The following is a 21251-nucleotide window of genomic DNA, read 5'->3' as shown; positions in this document are numbered from 1 at the left end:
GTACGCAGGGGGGTTATCCGATGGCTATAGCGCTCCCTGCTACATTGATGCGTGATCTGAGACATACAGCGGCAGTTCCATCCTATCCAGATGCGATCAGGCGCCGGTTAGCCCGCCCCAAAGCAAGGCCGGCATTGAGCCGATCCTTGCCCATGGGGTGTTTAGCTCTGGCGAAGCAACTAGCGGCGCCCGATGAGTATGCCGATTACCAGACTGACACCAGCGACGGCGCCAATGGCTTGCCATGGATATGTATGGACATAAGCGTCGGTTGCCTGGGCTGCAGCTTTGGCTTTGACAAGCAGTGCCGCCTGCGCCTCTGCGATACCGGCTTTTGCGATCCGGAGGGATTCTTCCGCCTTGGCGCGTACCTCGGTCAGCTTCTCGCCGCCCTGGTTGGCAGTTGCTTTCAGCAATGCTTCGGCATCCGCTATCACCACTTTGAAATCGGCGATCAACTGTTCTTTGGTAACTTCATCAGATAACTTATCCATACTTTTCTCCGTTGCTGGTGCTGTTGCGTTCATGGAAATCCTGTCTTTTTACCGTGCGGTTGACTGTAAAAAAACAGGCAAAATACTGCATGGATCTGCCCGTAATTCATGGGCATACCCATCGGAAATGGACTCAACTACTTGCGCAGAGTAAGCAGGAACACCCCTGCCACAATCGCGCCCACGCCAGCCCAGATTGGAATGTTTACGGTTTGCGTATCCTTGACTGACAACTCTATCGGGCCCAGTTTGGCTTGATGGGTTTCCTTGGTGTAAGTGAAACCACCGTACGCCAATCCCAAACCGCCGGCCACGATCAGTACAATTGCCAACATCTTGACTGAATTCATTCCATCTTCTCCTGTAGAAGTGCTTTTATATTGTGACGAGGAGGCTCGGTAAAACGGAACCGCAAGCTGCTCGGTCTGCATTGCCTATTCATTGCGATCCCGGCCTCGATCCTGCCCTTGTCCTTGTCCTTGTCCTTGTCCTTGTCCTTGTCCACGATGCTGTTCGTGTTGGGCGTCCTTGCCATGTTTTTTTTCTTCCCGGCCCTGTGATCTTTGCATCGGCTGCTCATGCGGGGTCATATCTGGCTGTGGCGGCTGCCTATGATCCTGGCCTTCCGGGCGTCTCTGTTGTGAGGGGGCTGGAATAGATTTTTGAATGTCTTCGTGGCCCCTTTGCGGTGACTGTAAGCGCGGCGAGCCGGGCATATCCTGTTGCTGCGGCGCGGAACGCTGGAAATCCGGCTGCCTGGAACCTCTCTGTTCAGGCGCTCCCTGTTTTTCATGCTGAGGTTTGCCATGTTGGACAGGTGCTCTTTGCACGGCTTGCTCCTGATAGCTTTTCCGCACTACGGGATCGCGCGGCTGGTAACGGTAATTGCGCTGTTGCAGCTCATGCTGCTGCTCCATGCGTTCGGGATACCGATCCCCTGAATACCGGCGCTGGTAGGTGGGTAGCGGGGCAGGTGCAGGGGTAGCGCGGTGGTTCCATCTATCCCAACCGCGTCGATGCTGTTCCCAATCATGGCCCCAGTGATTCCCCCAATGCGGCGGCGCATCCGGTCGCCACCCGCGGAAGTACGCAGGCGGCTGACGGTAGTAGCGCACCGGAATCCGCAGGATGAATACCGGCACAGCCTCTGGCTGTACTAGCCACCAGGGGCCGTTGTACCAGGAACTCGCATACCAATCATCATCCTGGTAAACCCAGTACATGCCGTCGTAAAAAAAGAAGTTTGCATCCAGTCGAGGTGCGTAATAGACCGGGTAACCTGGCACGACGACGAGTTGCGGGTATGCCGGCAGGTAAATCCCGATGTTGGCGTGAGGCAGCCCAATACCAATGTTCACCTGGACGGCCGCCGATGCAGCCGAGGACAATAGCATGCCGAGTAAAATTAACATGGAGCGGATTTTTAGCATTATGTGAGCCCGGTTTGTTATCCAAATTCGGAGTTGGGGTTGTCAATGAAATGAGGCCCCCGCATGTTTAAAATGATACCTGCTCTTGCCCGGACGTTTCTGTTCGGTACCGCACATAATTCCAAATGCTCTGTATTCCCGCTATCTATCCAGCTATATGTCCCATTGGTCTGCTTAGTCCCCCAGCAATTCTGCTAGAGGATGCAACGGTTCTATATGCTGTGACACGACCCGAACGATGACGATGATGGGTATGCTAAGCAGCATGCCCCATATACCCCATAGCCAGGTCCAGAACAGCAGGGAAATAAACACTGCCGCAGTATTCATTTTTGCAAACCTGCCCGTCATCCAGGTAGTGACCAGGGTGCCAATGATGGTGGCTATCAGCAACGATGCGCCGGCCACCTGTAGTGCTGATGAAATCGAATCGAACTGGATGAACGCTGCCATGCCGGTCACGGAGGCAGTAATAACGGGTCCAAAATAAGGAATGATATGTAACAGGCTTGCCGCTGCCGCCCAGGCACCTGCGTTTTCCAGGCCCAGCCAGGAGAAGGCCGCCCAGGTGAAAATACCTACCATGGCGTTGGTGATCAACAGCATGAACATGTAACTCTGGATGGAATTGTTAATGTCATCCAGGATATGAACGGTAATTTTCCTTCTGGTCAGGGTGGGCCCCGCCAGACGTACCAGCTTGCGCTTGAAAGTATCACCCGACAGCAGTAAAAAATAGGTGAGGAATGCCACCATGACAGCCTGCCCGAAAAATGTCAGCAAGCCCGTCCAACCCGACCATAATAAATTGCTCAGCTTGAATGGAGATGGATCGACGACCACGTAGGTCTTCAATCGCTTGTTAGCCTCAGGGGTAGCGCCAACCTGATTGGTGGCTTTTTCAATTTCATTTGCAGCGATCTGTACTTTTTGCATGTTACTGAGCTGGCCACGTTGCAAATGACTCGTTACGGACGATAACTTGCTGGCGGCCTTGGGTAACTGATCCAGTATCGTCTGCATTTCCCCACGTAAAGCGTAGGTGCACAGTAATCCCGCGCTGACCACGGTAAGCATTACTAAAGTGGCGCCCAATATGCGCGGAATTTTGATTAATTCCAGCCAGGCGACGAGTGGATTGAGCGTATAGGCGAATAAAATTCCAAGCAGAATGGAAATGACAAAAACCTGGGCCCAATCAAGCGTAAATATCAGCGCGATAACAGCGAGCATGGTAAGCGCCATGTTATGAGTTGCCACCGTCTCATGCGCAGGTGGCAGCGTCAGATCATGAGTTTCCAGAGTACTGATTGCGTCTTTCGCTGCATTTATCGATTCGGGATGGGATTCCATGATTTCGACCGGGAAGTGGCTAACTATGCTCGTTGTTGGTCGGATTTGCCTTCCTAAGAAGATATCGAAGGATTTGCTTTGAATCCGACAATCGCCGGTTCAGAATAATTCGAGCTACTCTGTTACCAATGAACCTGTAATTTATTAAAAAAGGCTCCTGGCAGAGCCTTTTTTAATATTTCCGCCTGAAGATGGCTTAATTGCTGTTCTGCACGTCCCTGGCTTTGTCGTGAATGGCATCACCAGCATGTTCAACATCTTTACCTGCGCCGGCTACAGTATTGCAAGCCGAGACGCTGAGCAACATCCCCAATGTGCCAGCCATTATCAATGCGGATAAAATTTTCTTGGTCATGATTTTCTCCTGAACGTTAAAAGCTGAATAAAAAGCCCGAAAACCGGAAGCAGTGATTTACAAGGCTGGAGCAACTTTATCGGGCATGACAGACGCGGTCTGTACGCTGTCGCACATAGATATCATGCGTGATCGGCAAGACTGGTTTTATAACCAATACTCAGGGAGTCTGGATAGCCATTCCTTGAAGCGCGAAGTGATGGGCCGGTGCCGCCATTGCTTCAGCTCAATCTGATCCGATTGCGTCAGATCGTTGGCAAACATGGCTTCCATCTGGTTGGCAAAATCGCTGCCGAGGATGACTGCGTTGATCTCGTCATTGTGCAGAAAGCTGCGCCAATCCAGGTTTGTTGAACCAATGGTCGACCAGACACCGTCTATGGTGGCAGTTTTGGCATGCATTACCGCTCCGCGACGCTCGTAGATTTTGACGCCAGCGCGCAATAGCGTTGTGTAATGAGAACGCCCCGCATTGAAGACTATCCATGAATCACTATGGCTGGGTAATATCAGCTTCACATCTACACCCCGTTGTGCGGCATCCATCAAGGTTTTAAGAAACTGTGGGTTGGGCACAAAATAGGCATTGGTAAGATGTACCTGCCGCTCCGCATGATTGATGGCCGAGAGCAGCGTCAGGTAAATAGGGCTGGTTGGGTCATTCGCAACACTGCCAATGGCGCGGACGATTTCGTTGCCCTGCTTGTGAAGTTGAGGAAAATAATCGCTTTGGCTAAGCGGTGCGCCGCCTTGTTTTTTCCAGGTAGCCAGGAACAGCTTCTGAAATTCGGCAACCGCGGGTCCTTCAATCTCAACATGGGTGTCACGCCAGCCGAATGATGGATTACCTTTTTTTGTTTTATGACGTAAAAAAGAGCCACTGGAGTATGCATCGCTGATATTGATGCCTCCTACAAAGGCGATTCGACCATCCACAACTAATAGCTTGCGATGGTCACGATTATTCAGCCGCCAGGTTTTGGCATTGTGCGCCAGTGGATTAACCGGATTGAACTCCACTACATGGATACCGCTGTCGGCCATGAATTTAAAAAAATCTTAGGGCGTGCCGAGTGAGCCGACACTGTCGTAAATCAGGTTGACCTTGACTCCGTGGGCCTGTTTATCCAGCAGTAATTCCTCAAACTCATCGCCGACCTTGCCAACTTCAAAGATGTAAGTTTCCAGGTTGATCGTGTGCCGTGCGCTACGGATGGCAGAAAACATGGCTTTATAGGTGGATGGCCCATCCTGTAACAAAGTGACTTTGTTACCTAATACCAGCGGATTTTCAGGATTGATTTGCTGCTCCAGCGCCAGATGCTTCTGCAAGATATCCAGACTGCCTGCCTCCAGCTTTAATTGCCTGAGGATGGCTTGACTTTTTTTTGCAGGTAATGCGCCGTCGGCGTTATCAAATTGCACCGCCTGCGGAGGGGTCGCGAGGGTGGCTTTGGCATCGGGAAGACTGGCGCAGCCAGCCATCATCAGTAGACTTGTCATAGCTGCAATCAGTAATTTGGTATGCGATAAGCAATTAGAAAAACAATCTGCGAAGTATTGCAATTGCATCGTCATCACCATGAACAAACCAGTTTTTTGATTAGTATGTATATCCAGTCGGAACTGGCTTACTGTCATTCTTCAAGTGCAAATTTTGATCCCTATTCATGTTCGGGGCTTGCCTTTAAGCACTGGGAAGAGGTAAGAAGCAAACAGAATGCTTACTGTTGCATGATGTACTTTTTCACTGGCGGAAGATTTCCAATCCAGCCGCAGCCCAATGCGAGACAACGATATCGATGACGCAAGACCACCATGCTGATTAAACGGTCGATAAGTCTACGGTGTATGCGTGCCAACGCACCTCCACACGCCGGGCAGACTGGCCGTCTAATCTGGAGTGTTACCGTCTCTGGTAAGGGGTTAGGCATGCCGCATTCACCTATGATTTTCCTGCAGGCAGAATGAACTGCCTTATTTTTTTACTCTAGGGTCTGGCGGCCTGTCGTGGCTATCCACGAACTGTGCAACGTCCCAGGCCTCTTGTACCGAGAGCGAGTTGCCTTTGCCGAGCGGCATGTTGGCCTTGATAAAGGCAGCTGCATTTTTTACTGAATGCATACCTGCGCCCGCATTAAAGGAATCTTTTCCCCAGAGCGGCGGGAACGCATATTGTGCGTTTACTTTCGTACCCAGTCCATCTGCGCCATGACAAATTGCGCAGTTTTTCTCGAATACCGCAGCGCCGCGTTGCGCATCAGGCTGCCGTGGAGGTTTGTCCAGCTTTGGATAACCACGGCCAGCGAGTTCTTTACCGGTAGGAGCGCCTGTCGCCAGCCAGTAGCTGTAACTGGTCAAGGCCAGCATTTCCTTGCTGTTATAAGCGGGTGGCGTGCCATTCAGGCTGAATCGGAAGCACCCCGCTAAACGATCTTCAAAGCTGTTTACTTTGTGATTCTTGCTCCGGTAAGCAGGAAACATTACATACGCACCCCATAATGGCGCCGAGTCAGCTTTGCGACCTGCATCCAGGTGGCAATTCACGCAATTCAAACCATTGCCGACCAGATTTTTTGCATACACTTGAGTATGTACAAAAATATTTCTGCCCAGTTTGATCATGTCGCCCATTTCGCCGGTGGGCATATCGCGCTCTGCCGGGGGCGTGAAATGTGTCGTTTGGATAACTGCCGGCTCCGGTTTTGATTCGTGCTGTCCCGCATCCGGCTCGGGCAGGGTTTCTGCGGCTGCATGGTCGGCAACGGCTATTTTTTGTTTGGGTTCCTTGGAACCTTCATAACGCGCGGGAATAAAGACTATGGATGCAACAATCAATACCCCGGTGACGGCCAGCACGATCCACATGGGATGAAATTTGCCATTTTGCGTCAGTCGATCAAGCAATCGATTCATGGCGTGTCTCCATCAACTCTCATCATTTCGGATTCGCAAGATAGGCGCTGACAGCACTGATATCCTCGGGGCTCAGTTTGTCTGCAACAGCCTTCATCAATCCTTCAGGATCATTGATACGCGTTCCGGCTTTCCAGGCATTAAGCTGATTGCTTATGTAAACGGCATTTTGCCCGGCAATACTCGGGAAGTGCGGCGGGATCCCGGCGCCATTTGCACCGTGACAGGCAAAACAGGCAGGCATGCCTTTGTCCCAGTTGCCGTGCTGCGCCAGTTGCGCGCCACGGGGCGTTTGCGCTGTATTTTGGGCAGGGCCGGTGCCTGGTTTCCAGGGCGGCAAACTGGCGTAATAATCCGCGACGTCGTTCATCTGGGCAGTGTTCAATGCACTGGCGATGGGTCGCATCAAAGGATTGGTACGCAATTTTGCCTTGAAATCCTTTAATTGCTTGACCAGGTAGTCCCGATTCTGCCCTGCCAAACGCGGAAATCCAGCAGGCGGCCGACCTTCCCCGTTAAGGCCGTGACACAGCATGCAGGCGGAAATATTCCCGGTCCCGCTTTTTGCGATCGCTTCACCCGCCTTGACGTCGGCATGGCTCACGCCTGCTTGCCCTGCCAGGAGCAGGAGCAGTCCGATTTCTACCGCAGGATTGCGTGCGAAAGTCATTCTATTGCTCTCTTTGATTTTCTGTTCAACGCGGAGCCATGTATGGGAAACCCAACCATAACCGCCCTGGCTAAACGTGGCGAAATCGCCGTGGCAGCCATGACGCAAGCTGGGTGTCCATACATGAAACGATCACCACGCGCGGTTCATACCGGGGGCCGGCCGCTGATCACGCGGAGCAGGATAACCACTATCGCAATGACCAGAAGAATGTGAATGAATCCCCCCAAGGTGTATGAGGTGACCATGCCCAGCAACCAGAGAATGATTAAAATAACGGCGATGGTATATAGCATGACAAAACCCCTCTTTAAAATTTGTAATCAGTTTATGCTGGTCTATGACCCTTATCCGGTGCCGGAATATTCATTAAAATTGAACACCATTTCCGGATAATGGGTTGTAGCAGTTTCAGATGTCCAATTACATCCCGAACTGTGCTTTCGCCTGATTGATGCAACGGTCTTTGGCCGCACCGGAATAGGTCTCGCATTTTTCCTTGGCCACAGCGAAATCTGCCGAACGCTTGTCCTTTGCAGCGTCATGCTGCGCGTCGGAGGTTTTTTCCTTGGCTTTCATGTTGGCTTCTGCGGATGTATTGCTGGCCTTTTCATCTGCCTGCAGGCTCTTCATCTGGACTTTAGCATCGGCTTTCGCATGCACAAAAGCGGCCTTGGCTTCTTTCACGCAAACATCTTTGGCATTGCCCGATTTGTCGTCGCAGCGTTCCTTGCCCACTTTGTATGCGGCCTCTGCTTTCGCCATCAAAGCCTTGTAACGCGTCTTCTCGCTGGGTTTGTATTTCGCTTCCAGTTCAGCCTTGGCGACATTTTCGTTGCCCTTGGCCTCGGCCTCGCAAACGTCGTTGGCATTTCCTGACAATGAATCGCATTTTTCCTTGGCGGCCTTGTATTCGGAACTGATGCTGTTTTTGCTCGCCTTGTAATCGCTTTTGGACATGGTCTCAGCCATGGCCCCAGCGCTGAAAGCCAACAGAATGGCTGCGGTAAGTGCGGTAAGAGTGGTTTTTTTCATGATATTTCCTTTTGAGAATCAAGTGAGTCAGTCGATTACTTTGACGCCAGAACCTTCCTTGGTTTTGGCCAGGTCATTGGCATATTTCTTGGCATCTTCAGGGCTGTCGAAGGATGCAAGCGGCTTGTCAAAACCTTCTTCGCTTACTTCCCACTGCCCGGATTTACCATGTTGAACACAAAAAACGGTGGATCCTTTTTGGTCAAATCCCATCATTTTTCTCCTTCGGTTATCTGGCGGTTCTGATTTCATAAACCCGAACCGGGTGGTCGATGTGGTTTCGGGTACGCCTCAATGGGCGCGGAAGTCCTTGTTGCGCTCTTCGAATTCCTTGATCTGCTTTTCAGCCTCATCCTTGTTGACGCCATAAGCTTCCTGGATCTTGCCCACCAGTTGGTCGCGTTTGCCGGCGATTTGATCCAGGTGATCATCCGTAAGCTTGCCCCACTGTTGTTTGACATTACCTTTGAATTGTTTCCAGTTTCCTTGAACGATGTCCCAGTTCATGTTTTCTCCTTTGCAGTGAATTCGACAGGCGGGATTACCCGGCGAGAATTGATGCACTCTGGTACGGATGCAAGGGCAAAACCGCGTGATATCAATAGCGCGTGACGTGGTTGTTGTCGATGCGAACCCGATCCCCAACACGCATATCGCCTATATCATTCTGGGTAAAGGTTTCGTAAGCCCCGTTATCCAGACGTACGCGTATCTGAAAAGCATTGGCGTTCGCAGCATTGCGGTTCTTTTCGATTTGGTGACCCACAATGGCACCACCGACTGCGCCCGCCGCCGTGGCCACAGTTCTGCCTGTGCCACCGCCGACCTGGTTGCCCAGTACGCCGCCCACGACACCGCCAATGATGGTACCGATGCCTATCGGGCTGCCGTTACTGTCTGTACGCACTGTGTTGATGGAATCGACCACCCCATAGGCGCTGCTGTAACGCGGAGCATTGCCGTATTGATTGTCGGGGTATGGATTACTGGAGCGCGTATCCGGATATGGATTGGTGCTGGCGCAGCCACCCAGCAAGATCACGCTCACGCCTGCAATCGCAAGCACCTTGTGGAATGTTTTCATGGAATCTCCTATGATCGAGTTCGCAGATTAGGAGAAATGCCGACAGCAGTCTGTACGCTGTCGCACATTAAAGAGCCAAATCTTTTCGTGTCACAAAATCTGGGGCCAGGCCATGTCAGCTATACACGATCCAAAACAGAATCACTTGCTTGGCGCAATGCCCGACGATCAATTCGAGCACATCGCACCCCATCTTGAGTTGGTATCTCTGGAACGCTCCGAGGTGCTATATGAATTTGATGAAGCGCTGGAATATGGTTATTTCCCGACAACCTTGATTGCGTCCTTGCTGTGCAGTATGGAAGACGGCACCTCGGCAGAGGTCGCTGTGGTCGGAAACGAAGGCGTGCTGGGCGTGTCGATCTTCATGGGTGGACAGACTTCGCTCACGCAGGCCACGATCCAGCATTCAGGCCATGCTTACCGGATGAAATCCAGCATTCTGAAAGAGGAGTTCGACCACTGTGGAAGCTTGCAGCATTTGCTGATGCGCTACACTCAGACACTGATTGTTCAGATGTCGCAAACCACCGGCTGCAACCGTCGCCATTCGGTGGAACAGCAATTATGTCGCTGGCTGTTACAGAATATTGATCGCCTGCCTACGGACGAATTACGCATGACGCAGGAATTGATTGCAAACATGCTGGGTGTGCGTAGAGAGAGCATTACTGAAGCCGCAGTCAGGCTGCAGGATGCCGGTCTGATCAGCTATTCCCGGGGTCGCATCGAAATTCTGGATAGGCACAAGCTGGAAGCGCAGGCCTGCGAGTGTTACGACATTGTAAAAAAACAGTACGACAGCTTGCTCGCCGATTTGGCGGACAAGGCGGTGGGTTGACCCTGAGGCAATGAAGAACAGGACTGGAGCAATTCTGGCGGAAACATTTGGTGCTCGCGCAGCCACCAGCAACACGGGACTTTTAACGCCGCCGTAGATCATTGCGTCACGCTGAGTTCAGTGTCCGTTGCGAGTGCTTCATCACTCATCGCGGGACGGATTTTTTCCCATTTTCCCGTTTTTCCCGGTTTGAATTTCTGATGCAAAATCTTCCCTACTGGCGCCTGTCCGGTTTCTATTTTTTTTATTTTGCCTTTGTCGGGGCGATGTCACCGTTCTGGGCGATCTACCTCGAGTCGCTGGCGTTCAGCGCGTTCCAGATCGGTGTGCTGATGTCGCTGTTGCAGGTGATGCGTATTTTCGCACCGAATATCTGGGGCTGGATGGCGGATCGCAGCGGCAAGCGCGTGATGATCGTGCAAATCGCGGCGCTGGGGAGCCTGTTGTGCTATCTCGGCGTATTTTTTGGCACCAGCTTTGCCTGGTTGTTTGCGGTGATGGCGACCATGAGTTTCTTCTGGAGCGCGTCGCTGCCGCTGGTGGAGGCCACCACGCTGTCGCACCTGGGTGAGCACAGCCATCGCTACGGTCGCATCCGCCTGTGGGGGTCAGTGGGATTTATCGTGGCAGTGCTGGGGCTGGGTTACTGGTTCGATGTACGGCCCATCAGCGATTTGCCCTGGGCGGTACTGGGCTTCATGGCCGGTATTGCGTTGCTGGCACGGCGCATTCCGGAAGCGGCGATCGAAGTGCACGCGGCCGATCACCAACCAGTGTGGCACATCCTTCGCCGTCCCGAGGTGATGGCGCTGATCGCCGCATGTTTCCTGATGGCGGTGGCGCATGGCCCGTATTACACCTTTTATTCCATTGATCTGGTCGAGCATGGCTATACGAAAAGCGCAGTGGGCTGGTTGTGGGCGCTGGGGGTCATTTGCGAAATCGCCGTATTCATGTGGCTGCCGCGTCTGCTGCCGGGGGTATCCATGGCGCGCATTCTGCTGGCGACTTTTGCCATTGCAGTGTTGCGCTTCCTCCTCATCGGCTGGGCGGTGGACTACCCCGGCTGGGTGATTTTTGCCCAGGTGCTGCACGCGGCAACTTTTGGTGCATTCCACGCAGCGGCGGTGGCGTTGATCCACCGTTATTTCCGCGGCAGGCATCAGGCGCGCGGGCAGGGCATCTACAGCAGCCTGGCGTTCGGCGCGGGTGGCACGCTGGGCGGGTTATACGCCGGCGCCATCTGGGACAGCCTCGGCGCGCAATGGACGTTTACCATCGCAGCGGGATTCGCCTTGCTGGGATTCGGGCTGGTGGCATGGAAACTCAAGGCAATGGAGGCCTGATTCAGTGCATGGTTGCGACAGCCTGTGTATAATTTTCGGTTCAACTATTGAGTGGCTGCATCCATGAGCGCGCAAACCCTTTATGACAAACTTTGGCAGTCCCATCTGGTTCACGAGGAGCCGGACGGCGCCACGCTGCTCTATATCGACCGTCACCTGGTGCATGAGGTAACCAGCCCGCAGGCATTCGAGGGCCTGCGTCTGGCTGGGCGCAAACCCCGGCGACCTGCGGCGGCAGTGGCGGTACCCGACCACAACGTGCCCACCACCAACCGCGCCGGCGGTATTGCCGACCCGATTTCGCGTCTGCAGGTGGAAACGCTGGATCAGAATTGCGCTGACTTCGGCATTGTCGAATTCAAAATGGAAGACGTGCGTCAGGGCATCGTGCACGTGATCGGCCCGGAAGAAGGGCTCACCCTGCCTGGCATGACCGTGGTATGTGGTGATTCCCACACCAGCACCCATGGGGCATTCGGTGCGCTGGCGTTCGGTATCGGCACTTCTGAAGTGGAACACGTGCTGGCCACCCAGTGCCTGGTCACCAAAAAATCCAGGGCCATGCGCGTCAATGTGGAAGGCGAACTGGGACACGGCGTGACCGCCAAGGACGTGGCGCTCGCCATCATCGGAAAAATCGGCACTGCCGGCGGTAACGGCTACGCGATCGAGTTCGCCGGTTCGGCGATATGCGGACTCTCCATGGAAGGGCGCATGACCTTGTGCAACATGGCTATCGAGGCGGGTGCACGCGCCGGCATGGTGGCGGTTGACGACAAGACTATCGACTATGTAAAAGGCCGTCCTTACGCACCCACGGGCAAGCAGTGGGATCAGGCGGTGGACTGGTGGCGCACGCTGGTGTCGGATGCAGATGCGGTGTTCGACCAGGAAGTGCACATGGACGCCGCTGCCATCGTCCCGCAAGTGACCTGGGGCACTTCGCCTGAAATGGTGACCAGCGTGGACGGACGCGTGCCCGACCCGGCGGATGCGCCCTCCGAAGTAAAGCGCAGCGATTGGGAACGCGCATTAGCCTATATGGGGCTTGCGGCCAATACGCCGATCGAGAAAATCGCTGTGGACAAGGTGTTCATCGGTTCCTGTACCAATTCCCGCATCGAAGACCTGCGCGCCGCCGCCGCAGTGGTGAAAGGCCGGCAAAAAGCCGCCAGTGTGAAGCTGGCGATGGTGGTACCCGGTTCTGGCCTGGTCAAACAACAGGCGGAACAAGAGGGCCTGGACCGGATATTTCTCGCAGCCGGTTTTGAATGGCGCGATCCGGGCTGCTCGATGTGTCTGGCGATGAATGCCGACCGGCTGGAGCCGGGCGAGCGCTGCGCCTCCACCTCCAACCGCAATTTCGAAGGCCGCCAGGGGCAGGGCGGGCGTACCCATCTGGTGAGTCCGGCCATGGCTGCCGCCGCCGCCGTGGCGGGACACTTTGTCGATGTCCGTAAATTTTAACTTGAAGGAGTGAAATCATGCGCACCCTTGCTCTTATTGTTACCCTGTTTTCCGTTCTTGGCCTTTCCGCCTGCAATACCATGCATGGCTTCGGCCAGGATGTTGAAAAAGTCGGGGACACCATCCAGAAAAAATCGGAAAAATAATGCGTGCATTTACCCTACTAGACGGCTTGGTGGTGCCGCTCGACCGCGCCAATGTGGATACCGATGCCATCATTCCCAAGCAGTTCCTGAAATCCATCAAGCGTAGCGGTTTCGGCCAAAATCTGTTCGATGAATGGCGTTATCTCGACCATGGCGAGCCGGGGCAGGATGCCAGTAATCGCCCGAAAAATCCGGATTTCGTGCTCAACCAGCCGCGTTACCAGGGTGCGCAGGTGCTGCTTGCGCGCGAGAACTTCGGCTGCGGATCGAGCCGCGAACACGCGCCGTGGGCGCTGGAGGATTTTGGCTTGCGCGCCCTCATCGCGCCCAGTTTTGCGGATATTTTCTATAACAACTGCTTCAAGAACGGTCTGCTGCCTATCGTGCTGGACGCGGCCATCGTCGATCAGTTGTTCCGTGAAACCGAAGCGACGCCCGGTTACGCCCTGCAGGTGGATCTGGAACGGCAGAACGTTACCACGCCCGCTGGCGAGTCCTTCGGTTTCGACGTGGATGCGCACCGCAAGTATTGCCTACTTAACGGTCTCGACGATATCGGCCTGACCCTGCAACAAGCGGACAAGATCAAGGCTTATGAAGAACGGCGCAAGGCGGAAGCGCCGTGGCTGTTTGTGTAGTTTTTTCTGATTTTGAATTGAAAGAATCCTTATGAAAATCGCAGTATTGCCCGGCGACGGTATCGGTCCCGAAGTAACCGCCCAGGCAGTGAAGGTGTTGCAGGCGCTGAATAGCGACGGCTTCAGGATCGAGATGGAACATGCCGCCATCGGTGGGGCGGGGTATGACGCCGCTGGCGATCCATTGCCGGACGCTACACTCAAGCTTGCTCGCGAATCCGACGCAATTCTGCTCGGTGCGGTGGGTGGCTATCAGTACGATACGCTGCCGCGCCCGATGCGCCCGGAGCAGGGCTTGCTGCGCATCCGCAAGGAACTCAACCTGTTCGCCAACCTGCGTCCGGCCACGCTCTATCCGGAGCTGGCTGATGCTTCCACGCTCAAACCGGAAGTGGTGGCGGGGCTGGATCTGATGATCGTGCGCGAGCTTACCGGCGACCTCTACTTCGGCCAGCCGCGTGGCATCCATGTCAACGAGGCGGGCGAGCGCGAAGGCTACAACACCATGCGCTACAGTGAGTCGGAAGTGCGGCGCGTCGCGCACATCGGTTTCCAGATCGCCATGAAGCGCGGCAAGAAACTGTGCTCGGTGGAAAAAGCCAACGTGCTGGAAACCAGCGAGCTGTGGCGCGAGGTGGTGATCGAGACCGCCCGGCAATATCCCGAGGTGGCACTGTCGCACATGTACGTGGACAACGCAGCCATGCAACTGGTGCGCAACCCGAAGCAGTTCGATGTGATCCTCACCGGAAATATCTTTGGCGATATCCTTTCCGACGAGGCCTCCATGCTCACCGGCTCCATCGGCATGCTTGGTTCAGCGTCGCTGGACGAGAGCCGCAAGGGCATGTACGAGCCCATCCACGGTTCGGCGCCGGATATTGCCGGCAAGGACATCGCTAATCCGCTCGCCACGATACTTTCCGCCGCGATGATGATGCGCTATACCTTCGGCCACGATGGTGTGGCCGACCGCATTGAGAATGCGGTCAAAAAAGTGATTAGCCAGGGGCTGCGCACCGCCGATATTTACACGCCCGGCACCACCCGAGTGGGTTGCGCGGCCATGGGCGACGCAGTGCTTGCCGCGCTGTGACCGAAAATAGAACAACAGGAGACACATAAAATGATGCGAGTAGGTCTGGTTGGCTGGCGCGGCATGGTCGGTTCGGTGCTGATGCAGCGCATGCGCGAGGAGCGCGATTTCGACGTGATCGAGCCGGTATTTTTCACCACCTCGCAGGTGGGAGGCAAAGGCCCCGATATCGGCAAGGACGTTCCCGCATTGAAAGATGCCCGCAATCTGGATGAGCTGCGCGCGATGGACGCCATCATTTCCACCCAGGGCGGCGACTACACCAGTGAAATCTTCGGCAAGCTGCGCGCCGCCGGCTGGAAAGGCTACTGGATCGATGCCGCTTCCACGTTGCGTATGGAAGCGGGCAGCGTCATTATTCTCGACCCGGTCAACCAACACGTCATCCAGGATGCGCTGGCCAAGGGCGGCAGGGATTTCATCGGCGGCAACTGTACGGTTTCGCTGATGCTGATGGCGCTGGGCGGCCTGTTTCGCGAAGACCTGGTGGACTGGATCAGCGCGATGACCTATCAGGCTGCGTCGGGTGCCGGTGCTCAGAACATGCGCGAATTGCTCAGCCAGATGGGTGAAGCGCACCGGGTTGCGAAAACGCTGCTGGACGACCCGGCCTCCGCCATACTCGACATCGACCGCGAAGTTGCCGGCACACTACGCGACAACAGCTTTCCTACCGCCAATTTCGGCGTTCCGCTGGCAGGCAGTCTGATCCCGTGGATCGACAAAGACCTGGGCAACGGCCAGAGCAAGGAAGAATGGAAAGCGCGTGCCGAGACCAACAAGATACTTGGCCGCAGCGACGATGCCATTGCCATAGATGGCTTGTGCGTACGCATCGGCGCAATGCGCTGCCATAGCCAGGCGTTGACCGTGAAGCTGAAAAAAGACGTACCGATGGATGAGATAGAAGCCATCGTCGCTTCCCATAACGACTGGGTGAAGGTCGTGCCCAACCAGCGCCAGGCGAGCATGACCGATCTTACCCCCACCGCCGTGACCGGCACGTTGACCGTGCCGGTAGGCCGCATGCGCAAGCTCTACATGGGCGGCGAATACCTGTCTGCCTTCACGGTGGGCGACCAGTTGCTGTGGGGTGCTGCCGAACCGTTGCGGCGCATGTTGCGCATACTGGTAGAAGCTTGATGCCGAAAAAAGTGGATGTCGCCGTCCTTGGCGCGACCAGCCTGGTCGGTGAGGCAATACTGGAACATTTGTCCGAACGCGATTTCCCATTGGGCAAGTTATATTTGCTGTCGCCCAGCCTGTCCGTAGGTGAGGAAATCAGCATTGCCGGACGCGATATCGTGGTTCAGGATGCCGAGCAATTTGATTTTACCCAAGTGCGCATTGCATTGTTTGCAGCAGGCGCTGAAGCGGCAGCGCATTATGCCGCCAAGGCCGCAGCGGCTGGCTGCGTGGTGATCGACAGCAGCCCGCAATTCCGCACGGATGCAGCGGTGCCGCTGGTCGTGGCGGAGGTGAATCCGGACAGCATCGCAGATTATTTGCCACGCAAGCTGATCGCCAGTCCCAATGCTGCAACCATACATTTGCTGAAAGCCCTCAAACCGATTTACGACGCAGCTGGCATCAGCCGCATCAATGTGGTCTCTTTCCAGTCTGTATCGGGTAGCGGCAAAGAAGCCATCAATGAATTGGCTGATCAGACCCGCGCCATTTTTAATCTGTCGGAAACCGAAAATAACGTTTATCCAAAACGGATAGCATTCAATCTTCTGCCGCAAATTGGGGCCTTTTTGGACAATGGTTACACGGTGGAAGAAATGAAAATGGTGAATGAAACCCAACGTGTGCTGGCCGATGAAAGCGTGGCAATCAACCCGACTACGGTGCGCGTACCTGTGTTTTATGGGCATGCTCAGGCAGTGCACATTGAGACGCGCAACAGCATAAGCGCAGCGACCGCACGCGATTTACTAAAGAATACGCCGGGTGTGACCGTAATAGACGAACGCGAGGATGGCAGTTTCCCGACGCCGCTTGATGCAGCGGCACAAAATGATGTGTTGGTAGGCCGTATCCGTGCGGATATTTCGCATCCTAACGGATTGAATATGTGGATTGTTGCTGACAATGTACGGGCTGGAACGGCCCTGAATTGTGTCAACATTGCAGAAATTTTTATTGAAAAATATCTGAAATAAGCGTATTGATATGGTTGGCTTTAAATTCACAATATAACTACATGAAGTTCTTGATAAAAGTCTTCAGTAACGAGGGATTGGCATGAGTCAAAAAAAGATCATTGCGAGTTATCTGTCGGCAGGCATGTTGATGTTGCTGCCATTGACTTCACATGCGGCCGGACTGGGGAAGCTGTCCGTCAGATCGGCGCTGGGACAGCCTCTTAACGCAGAAATCGAGTTGCTCGCCAGGGACAAGTCCGAGCTTGATGCATTGTCTGCCCGCCTCGCGGGTAATGATGCGTTCCGCGAAGCTAAAATTGATCCGGCAGCGGTGCTATACAACCTTAAGTTTACGGTTGATAAAAAGCCCAATGGCCGCGCAGTATTGAAAATAACCTCGAGCAAGCCAATCAACGATCCTTTTCTGGACATGCTCATCGAGCTTGACTGGGCAACCGGTCGAATGGTTCGCGAATATACGGTTTTACTTGATCCTCCAGGCATGACGGCTGCACAAACGCCGGTGTCACCATTGGAAGTTAACTCGGCCAGCACTGGCGGCAACGAATCCGGGAAATCCGCAGAGTCGTCGGCAGAGACCAAGCCTTCCTCTTCGATGGGATCCAAAACAACGGGCGGAGCGACGGCAACTCGCAAATCCGCTCAAGCTGCCGAAAAAACAACCAAGCAATCTTACGGCCCGGTCAAACGGGGAGACACGCTGTCGTCCATCGCCAGTCAAACCAAACCGGATGGCGTCAATCTCGAACAGATGCTGGTTGGCTTGTACCGCGAAAATCGCAAGGCTTTCGCTGGCGATAACATGAACCGGCTCAAAACCGGCAAGATTCTTAAAGTACCGAGCCCGGAGCAAATAGCCGCGATTCCTGTGGCAGAAGCCGCGCGCGATATCAAACTGCAATCAGCCGATTGGCAAAGCTATCGTCAGAAGCTGGCCGGAGAAGTCGCCCAGGGAACGGCAGCGCCGGAGAAATCCGCACAGGCTGTCGGCAAGATCATGCCCAAGGTGGAAGATAAGGCTGCTCAGATGCAAGCCGGCAAGGACGTGCTGACGCTCTCCAAAGGAGAAGCTCCAGCCACCGGGAAACAGCCGGCATCCGGCAAAGATGCCAAGCAGGTAGCAGCTACCCAGGACAAACTTAATGCCCTGCAGGAAGATGCTGCTGCCCAGAAAAAAGCTTTGCAGGATGCCAACAACCGTGTAGCTGCCCTGGAGAAAAATATCCAGGACATGCAGCGGTTGCTGGATATCAAGAGCCAGGCGCTGGCAGAACTGCAAAAAAATGCAGCCAAGGCTGGCTCCACTGCAGCCCCTGCTGCAGAATCGACCCAGGTAATGCCGCCCGTTGCTGCGCCTGCAGCCGTCAAGCCAGCCACTCCGCCGGCACAGACAGCAACGGTACCCAAGCCGGTTGTGCCGACGCCAGCACCCATGCCCGCAAGCGCGGGGCCAAGCTGGTATGAAAATATTAATCCGCTCTACCTTGGCGGTGGCGCCTTGGCTGCACTGTTGCTGGCCCTGCTCGCATTCATGATGCATGGCAAACGCAAGCGCAAGGGGCTGTCAAATTTTGAAGACAGCATCATGGCTGGCACCGACATCAGAGCCAATACCGTCTTTGGAACCCAGGGCGGCGGTGCAGTGAATACCAACAACACCTCATTCCTTACTGACTTCAGTCAGGCCGGGCTGGGAACTATTGATACTCATGATGTGGATCCGATCGCCGAAGCCGAGGTTTACATGGCTTATGGACGTGATGCGCAAGCTGAGGAAATCCTCAAGGAAGCGTTGACCAAAGATCCGGGCCGGCATGAAATTCACCTCAAGTTACTGGAAATCTATGCAGCGCGCAAAAACCTGCCTGCGTTTGAGTCGGTAGCCACTGAGCTGTATGCAGCACTGGGCGGGGAGATGACCCCTGTGTGGGCAAAGGCGGCTGAACTGGGACGCAAGCTGGATCCCAATAATCCGCTGTACAACAATACTGGCGAAGCCAGCCATATTGGCGCAGCGCAGCAATCAGGTGAAAATAGGGACCCCGCAGCAGCAGTCGTGGTCGCCGCTGGCATGGCAACCGTTGCTCTGGCTTCGCGCAGGCGTGCAGAAGATGGTGATGCGCCTCCCGCAAGCGAGGAAATTCATGGCGATGCTGCGCCGGATTTTTCACACAATTTCAACATTGCAGATGTGGATGCTGCAGATGCGCCGATAGACCACAGCCTGGATTTTACGTCTAATGCAGAACAGGGGATTATCGCCGACGCAGTAGAAAAACATGCAGCGCATGAAGACTCGGTATTTCATGATCTGGATTCGATGGTGGCTTCAGATGCGGATGAAGATATCCAGGTAGGTTCTGTTGCTCATGATGAGTTGAACTTCCCTGATCTCGACTTTGCTGCCCATGATTTTGGCAGCCAGCCTGCTCCTGCACCACTCGAATCAACCAACGCGAATGAGTCAGGACTGGATTTTGACTTTGACTTGCCTGAACCTGAAGCGCCTCTGACGTCGCCGGATTCGGCTGCGGATTTGGATTTTTCTGATATCAGCCTGGATTTGAATGACATTGGTGACATGAGTCAGGCTGCGGGTGAACCGGACGAGGCCTTCCAGGAAGCAGCAACCAAACTTGACCTGGCACGCGTTTACCATGAAATGGGTGACAAGGAAAATGCCCGTGAAATTCTGCAGGAAGTGATGCAGGAAGGAAACCCAACGCAAAAAGAGGATGCGCAAATGCTCCTGGCCCAGATAGGCTGATGCATCGCATCATAGATTCGACTCGTTGCAAACTTCATCCAGCCACAGCCATCGTGCTGTGGCTGTTTTTTGTTGTATGGCTTGAATTCGCACCTCCTTCGATGCTCGGACTGGCAGCACTGGGATTGCTGTCCTGGCTGCGGGGTGCTGCCATGGCTCAATTTCTACGCTACCTGCGCCGCACCCGCTGGCTGCTGCTCACATTGCTGGCGATATATGCCTATACGCTGCCGGGTGAAAATATATCCACAGTGCTAGGTAGTTTCAGTCCAAGCGTGCAAGGTTTGCAGTACGGAATATTGCGCCTGGTGCGTATGGTCCTGCTGCTTGCTGCACTTTCCATACTGATGCGAAGCATTCCTCGTGATGATTTACTGTTGGGCATATACCGGATTTTAAGTCCGCTGCAATGGTTTGGCGTGGATGCGGAACGCATCGCCGTGCGTCTCTGGCTTACACTGCACTATGCCGAGACCGCTTTGGGCAATACCCGGACAACCAATATGAAACAGCGACTGGAAGCATTGCAGTTAAACTCGGTATTACCCGTTGATACGCAGTCGCAGGTCGAATTGCCGGATCGGACCATGGGATGGACTGATTATCTATGCATGTTTGTAGCGCTAGTCGGCGGCGCCGTTACGCTCTGGTAGATATGTCATGGTAAGAATAGCCCTCGGGCTGGAATATGACGGCAGGAATTTTTGTGGCTGGCAGACGCAATCCGCTGGCTGCAGCGTACAGGATGCATTACAGCGCGCATTGACGAGTATCGCCGGTCACCCGGTTGAGGTTGTCGCCGCGGGACGTACTGATGCGGGTGTCCATGCAGCCATGCAGGTAGTCCATTTTGATGCCCAATTCGACCGCCCAGCCAGCGCCTGGGTGCGTGGCGTCAACAGCTTTCTGCCGGATAGCGTGGCAGTGCTGTGGGCGTGCGTGGTAACGCAAGAATTCCATGCCCGTTTTAGCGCATTGGCGCGCAGCTACCGCTATGTGTTGCTCAACCATCCGGTGCGCCCGGCTTTGCAGGCGGGTAAGGCAGGCTGGTTTCATGCGCCATTAGCGCTCGAACCCATGCATGAAGCGGCGCAATTGCTGATCGGAACACATGATTTCAGCGCCTTTCGGGCTGCTGCCTGTCAGGCGAAATCGCCGGTGCGCGAGCTACGCAGCCTGGAAATCAGGCGCGATGGCGACCGCATCCTCTTTGACCTCAGTGCCAATGCCTTCCTGCATCACATGGTTCGCAACATCGTCGGTGCGCTGGTATATGTCGGCAAAGGCCGATATCCGTCGCACTGGGTAGCCGAGTTGTTGCAACAGCGCGACCGCAAACTGGCCGCGCCGACCTTCGCGCCGGATGGGTTATACTTGAGCGCCGTGCAATATGCTGATGAGTGGGGTTTGCCAACATCACAACGCATTGATTTATAAAGTCATTA

General features: G+C 54.5%; 26 protein-coding genes. 12 read left to right on the top strand and 14 right to left on the bottom strand.

Annotated features, from left to right (window positions below; all coding sequences use genetic code 11):
* Positions 1-179: 179 nt before the first annotated feature.
* The 10 genes from EI185_RS13080 to EI185_RS13040 form a co-directional block, all read right to left on the bottom strand.
* The gene (locus EI185_RS13080; protein WP_124705595.1) at positions 180-494 is read right to left on the bottom strand and encodes an ElaB/YgaM/YqjD family protein; all 315 of its coding nucleotides are present in this window, start codon (positions 492-494) and stop codon (positions 180-182) included.
* 137 nt (positions 495-631) lie between these two features.
* On the bottom strand, positions 632-844 hold the full coding sequence (locus EI185_RS13075) for a hypothetical protein (protein WP_124705594.1): 213 nt from the start codon (positions 842-844) through the stop codon (positions 632-634).
* Between the two features lie 84 nt (positions 845-928).
* On the bottom strand, positions 929-1852 hold the full coding sequence (locus EI185_RS13070) for a chromosomal replication initiator protein DnaA (protein ID WP_223247826.1): 924 nt from the start codon (positions 1850-1852) through the stop codon (positions 929-931).
* 246 nt (positions 1853-2098) lie between these two features.
* Positions 2099-3277 (bottom strand): AI-2E family transporter, encoded by a 1179-nt coding sequence (locus tag EI185_RS13065; RefSeq protein WP_124705592.1) that lies wholly within the window; start codon positions 3275-3277, stop codon positions 2099-2101.
* A 196-nt stretch (positions 3278-3473) separates the two neighbouring features.
* Positions 3474-3632: an entericidin A/B family lipoprotein gene (locus EI185_RS13060; protein WP_189836404.1), complete on the bottom strand. Its 159-nt coding sequence runs from the start codon at positions 3630-3632 to the stop codon at positions 3474-3476.
* Between the two features lie 147 nt (positions 3633-3779).
* Complete coding sequence (locus EI185_RS13055) at positions 3780-4676, bottom strand: phospholipase D-like domain-containing protein (RefSeq protein WP_306308282.1); 897 nt, start codon at positions 4674-4676, stop codon at positions 3780-3782.
* 15 nt (positions 4677-4691) lie between these two features.
* Positions 4692-5273: a phospholipase D-like domain-containing protein gene (locus EI185_RS18415; protein ID WP_306308281.1), complete on the bottom strand. Its 582-nt coding sequence runs from the start codon at positions 5271-5273 to the stop codon at positions 4692-4694.
* Positions 5274-5609: 336 nt separating this feature from the next.
* Positions 5610-6548, bottom strand: a complete 939-nt coding sequence (locus EI185_RS13050) for a c-type cytochrome (protein WP_223247825.1) — start codon at positions 6546-6548, stop codon at positions 5610-5612.
* A 22-nt stretch (positions 6549-6570) separates the two neighbouring features.
* Positions 6571-7218 carry a c-type cytochrome gene (locus EI185_RS13045; protein ID WP_124705590.1) on the bottom strand — a complete coding sequence of 216 codons (648 nt, stop codon included), beginning with the start codon at positions 7216-7218 and terminating at the stop codon, positions 6571-6573.
* Positions 7219-7364: 146 nt separating this feature from the next.
* Complete coding sequence (locus EI185_RS13040) at positions 7365-7484, bottom strand: lmo0937 family membrane protein (protein ID WP_306308283.1); 120 nt, start codon at positions 7482-7484, stop codon at positions 7365-7367.
* Between EI185_RS13040 and EI185_RS18215 the strand changes: the two genes are divergently transcribed.
* Entirely contained in the window at positions 7435-7614 is a 180-nt protein-coding gene (locus EI185_RS18215; RefSeq protein ID WP_223247833.1) for a hypothetical protein, read from the top strand. The two genes, EI185_RS13040 and EI185_RS18215, sit on opposite strands and share 50 nt — an antisense overlap.
* A 27-nt stretch (positions 7615-7641) precedes the next feature.
* On the opposite strand, the gene EI185_RS13035 is transcribed toward EI185_RS18215, so the two are convergent.
* The 4 genes from EI185_RS13035 to EI185_RS13020 all read right to left on the bottom strand — a co-directional run bounded on the left by EI185_RS13035 (position 7642) and on the right by EI185_RS13020 (position 9337).
* A complete protein-coding gene (locus tag EI185_RS13035; protein ID WP_124705588.1) occupies positions 7642-8253 on the bottom strand; it encodes a hypothetical protein in 612 nt (203 codons plus the stop codon).
* A 27-nt stretch (positions 8254-8280) separates the two neighbouring features.
* Positions 8281-8469: a DUF2188 domain-containing protein gene (locus EI185_RS13030; RefSeq protein WP_124705587.1), complete on the bottom strand. Its 189-nt coding sequence runs from the start codon at positions 8467-8469 to the stop codon at positions 8281-8283.
* 75 nt (positions 8470-8544) lie between these two features.
* Positions 8545-8760 carry a CsbD family protein gene (locus EI185_RS13025; RefSeq protein ID WP_124705586.1) on the bottom strand — a complete coding sequence of 72 codons (216 nt, stop codon included), beginning with the start codon at positions 8758-8760 and terminating at the stop codon, positions 8545-8547.
* 91 nt (positions 8761-8851) lie between these two features.
* Positions 8852-9337, bottom strand: a complete 486-nt coding sequence (locus EI185_RS13020; protein WP_124705585.1) for a glycine zipper 2TM domain-containing protein — start codon at positions 9335-9337, stop codon at positions 8852-8854.
* Between the two features lie 112 nt (positions 9338-9449).
* Between EI185_RS13020 and EI185_RS13015 the strand changes: the two genes are divergently transcribed.
* The 11 genes from EI185_RS13015 (at position 9450) to truA (ending at position 21243) form a co-directional block, all read left to right on the top strand.
* Positions 9450-10178, top strand: coding sequence for a Crp/Fnr family transcriptional regulator (locus EI185_RS13015; protein ID WP_124705584.1), 729 nt, complete (start codon positions 9450-9452; stop codon positions 10176-10178).
* Positions 10179-10378: 200 nt separating this feature from the next.
* The gene (locus EI185_RS13010; RefSeq protein ID WP_124705583.1) at positions 10379-11524 is read left to right on the top strand and encodes an MFS transporter; all 1146 of its coding nucleotides are present in this window, start codon (positions 10379-10381) and stop codon (positions 11522-11524) included.
* A 63-nt stretch (positions 11525-11587) separates the two neighbouring features.
* On the top strand, positions 11588-12991 hold the full coding sequence (gene leuC / locus EI185_RS13005; RefSeq protein WP_124705582.1) for a 3-isopropylmalate dehydratase large subunit: 1404 nt from the start codon (positions 11588-11590) through the stop codon (positions 12989-12991).
* Positions 12992-13008: 17 nt separating this feature from the next.
* Entirely contained in the window at positions 13009-13137 is a 129-nt protein-coding gene (locus EI185_RS13000; protein ID WP_124705581.1) for an entericidin A/B family lipoprotein, read from the top strand.
* Positions 13137-13775, top strand: coding sequence for a 3-isopropylmalate dehydratase small subunit (leuD, locus tag EI185_RS12995; RefSeq protein ID WP_124705580.1), 639 nt, complete (start codon positions 13137-13139; stop codon positions 13773-13775). The genes EI185_RS13000 and leuD overlap by 1 nt, the downstream gene beginning before the upstream one ends.
* A 31-nt stretch (positions 13776-13806) precedes the next feature.
* Positions 13807-14871, top strand: a complete 1065-nt coding sequence (leuB, locus tag EI185_RS12990) for a 3-isopropylmalate dehydrogenase (protein WP_124705579.1) — start codon at positions 13807-13809, stop codon at positions 14869-14871.
* Between the two features lie 30 nt (positions 14872-14901).
* Positions 14902-16014 (top strand): aspartate-semialdehyde dehydrogenase, encoded by a 1113-nt coding sequence (asd, locus tag EI185_RS12985; protein WP_124705578.1) that lies wholly within the window; start codon positions 14902-14904, stop codon positions 16012-16014.
* Positions 16014-17036, top strand: coding sequence for an aspartate-semialdehyde dehydrogenase (locus EI185_RS12980; protein ID WP_124705627.1), 1023 nt, complete (start codon positions 16014-16016; stop codon positions 17034-17036). Before asd ends, EI185_RS12980 begins: the two co-directional genes overlap by 1 nt.
* A gap of 82 nt (positions 17037-17118) precedes the next feature.
* A complete protein-coding gene (locus EI185_RS12975; protein WP_124705577.1) occupies positions 17119-19806 on the top strand; it encodes a motility hub landmark protein FimV in 2688 nt (895 codons plus the stop codon).
* Positions 19806-20459, top strand: a complete 654-nt coding sequence (locus EI185_RS12970; RefSeq protein WP_124705576.1) for a CbiQ family ECF transporter T component — start codon at positions 19806-19808, stop codon at positions 20457-20459. The genes EI185_RS12975 and EI185_RS12970 overlap by 1 nt, the downstream gene beginning before the upstream one ends.
* A gap of 7 nt (positions 20460-20466) precedes the next feature.
* The gene (gene truA, locus EI185_RS12965) at positions 20467-21243 is read left to right on the top strand and encodes a tRNA pseudouridine(38-40) synthase TruA (RefSeq protein WP_124705575.1); all 777 of its coding nucleotides are present in this window, start codon (positions 20467-20469) and stop codon (positions 21241-21243) included.
* Positions 21244-21251 lie beyond the last annotated feature (8 nt).

This window comes from Sulfuriferula multivorans (assembly GCF_003851125.1).
GTDB lineage: Bacteria > Pseudomonadota > Gammaproteobacteria > Burkholderiales > Sulfuriferulaceae > Sulfuriferula > Sulfuriferula multivorans.
Note: the sequence above shows the minus strand (reverse complement) of the source record. Positions and strands in the feature narration are given on the sequence as shown.

What these genes read in the sequence shown, in the direction of transcription:
- EI185_RS13080 (WP_124705595.1), bottom strand. Translation starts at nt 494, where the DNA reads ATGGATAAGTTATCTGATGAAGTTACCAAAGAACAGTTGATCGCCGAT.
- EI185_RS13075 (WP_124705594.1), bottom strand. Translation starts at nt 844, where the DNA reads ATGAATTCAGTCAAGATGTTGGCAATTGTACTGATCGTGGCCGGCGGT.
- EI185_RS13065 (WP_124705592.1), bottom strand. Translation starts at nt 3,277, where the DNA reads ATGGAATCCCATCCCGAATCGATAAATGCAGCGAAAGACGCAATCAGT.
- EI185_RS13060 (WP_189836404.1), bottom strand. Translation starts at nt 3,632, where the DNA reads ATGACCAAGAAAATTTTATCCGCATTGATAATGGCTGGCACATTGGGG.
- EI185_RS13055 (WP_306308282.1), bottom strand. Translation starts at nt 4,676, where the DNA reads ATGGCCGACAGCGGTATCCATGTAGTGGAGTTCAATCCGGTTAATCCA.
- EI185_RS18415 (WP_306308281.1), bottom strand. Translation starts at nt 5,273, where the DNA reads ATGACAGTAAGCCAGTTCCGACTGGATATACATACTAATCAAAAAACT.
- EI185_RS13050 (WP_223247825.1), bottom strand. Translation starts at nt 6,548, where the DNA reads ATGAATCGATTGCTTGATCGACTGACGCAAAATGGCAAATTTCATCCC.
- EI185_RS13045 (WP_124705590.1), bottom strand. Translation starts at nt 7,218, where the DNA reads ATGACTTTCGCACGCAATCCTGCGGTAGAAATCGGACTGCTCCTGCTC.
- EI185_RS18215 (WP_223247833.1), top strand. Translation starts at nt 7,435, where the DNA reads ATGAATCCCCCCAAGGTGTATGAGGTGACCATGCCCAGCAACCAGAGA.
- EI185_RS13035 (WP_124705588.1), bottom strand. Translation starts at nt 8,253, where the DNA reads ATGAAAAAAACCACTCTTACCGCACTTACCGCAGCCATTCTGTTGGCT.
- EI185_RS13030 (WP_124705587.1), bottom strand. Translation starts at nt 8,469, where the DNA reads ATGATGGGATTTGACCAAAAAGGATCCACCGTTTTTTGTGTTCAACAT.
- EI185_RS13025 (WP_124705586.1), bottom strand. Translation starts at nt 8,760, where the DNA reads ATGAACTGGGACATCGTTCAAGGAAACTGGAAACAATTCAAAGGTAAT.
- EI185_RS13020 (WP_124705585.1), bottom strand. Translation starts at nt 9,337, where the DNA reads ATGAAAACATTCCACAAGGTGCTTGCGATTGCAGGCGTGAGCGTGATC.
- EI185_RS13015 (WP_124705584.1), top strand. Translation starts at nt 9,450, where the DNA reads ATGTCAGCTATACACGATCCAAAACAGAATCACTTGCTTGGCGCAATG.
- EI185_RS13010 (WP_124705583.1), top strand. Translation starts at nt 10,379, where the DNA reads ATGCAAAATCTTCCCTACTGGCGCCTGTCCGGTTTCTATTTTTTTTAT.
- leuC (WP_124705582.1), top strand. Translation starts at nt 11,588, where the DNA reads ATGAGCGCGCAAACCCTTTATGACAAACTTTGGCAGTCCCATCTGGTT.
- EI185_RS13000 (WP_124705581.1), top strand. Translation starts at nt 13,009, where the DNA reads ATGCGCACCCTTGCTCTTATTGTTACCCTGTTTTCCGTTCTTGGCCTT.
- leuD (WP_124705580.1), top strand. Translation starts at nt 13,137, where the DNA reads ATGCGTGCATTTACCCTACTAGACGGCTTGGTGGTGCCGCTCGACCGC.
- leuB (WP_124705579.1), top strand. Translation starts at nt 13,807, where the DNA reads ATGAAAATCGCAGTATTGCCCGGCGACGGTATCGGTCCCGAAGTAACC.
- asd (WP_124705578.1), top strand. Translation starts at nt 14,902, where the DNA reads ATGATGCGAGTAGGTCTGGTTGGCTGGCGCGGCATGGTCGGTTCGGTG.
- EI185_RS12980 (WP_124705627.1), top strand. Translation starts at nt 16,014, where the DNA reads ATGCCGAAAAAAGTGGATGTCGCCGTCCTTGGCGCGACCAGCCTGGTC.
- EI185_RS12975 (WP_124705577.1), top strand. Translation starts at nt 17,119, where the DNA reads ATGAGTCAAAAAAAGATCATTGCGAGTTATCTGTCGGCAGGCATGTTG.
- EI185_RS12970 (WP_124705576.1), top strand. Translation starts at nt 19,806, where the DNA reads ATGCATCGCATCATAGATTCGACTCGTTGCAAACTTCATCCAGCCACA.
- truA (WP_124705575.1), top strand. Translation starts at nt 20,467, where the DNA reads ATGGTAAGAATAGCCCTCGGGCTGGAATATGACGGCAGGAATTTTTGT.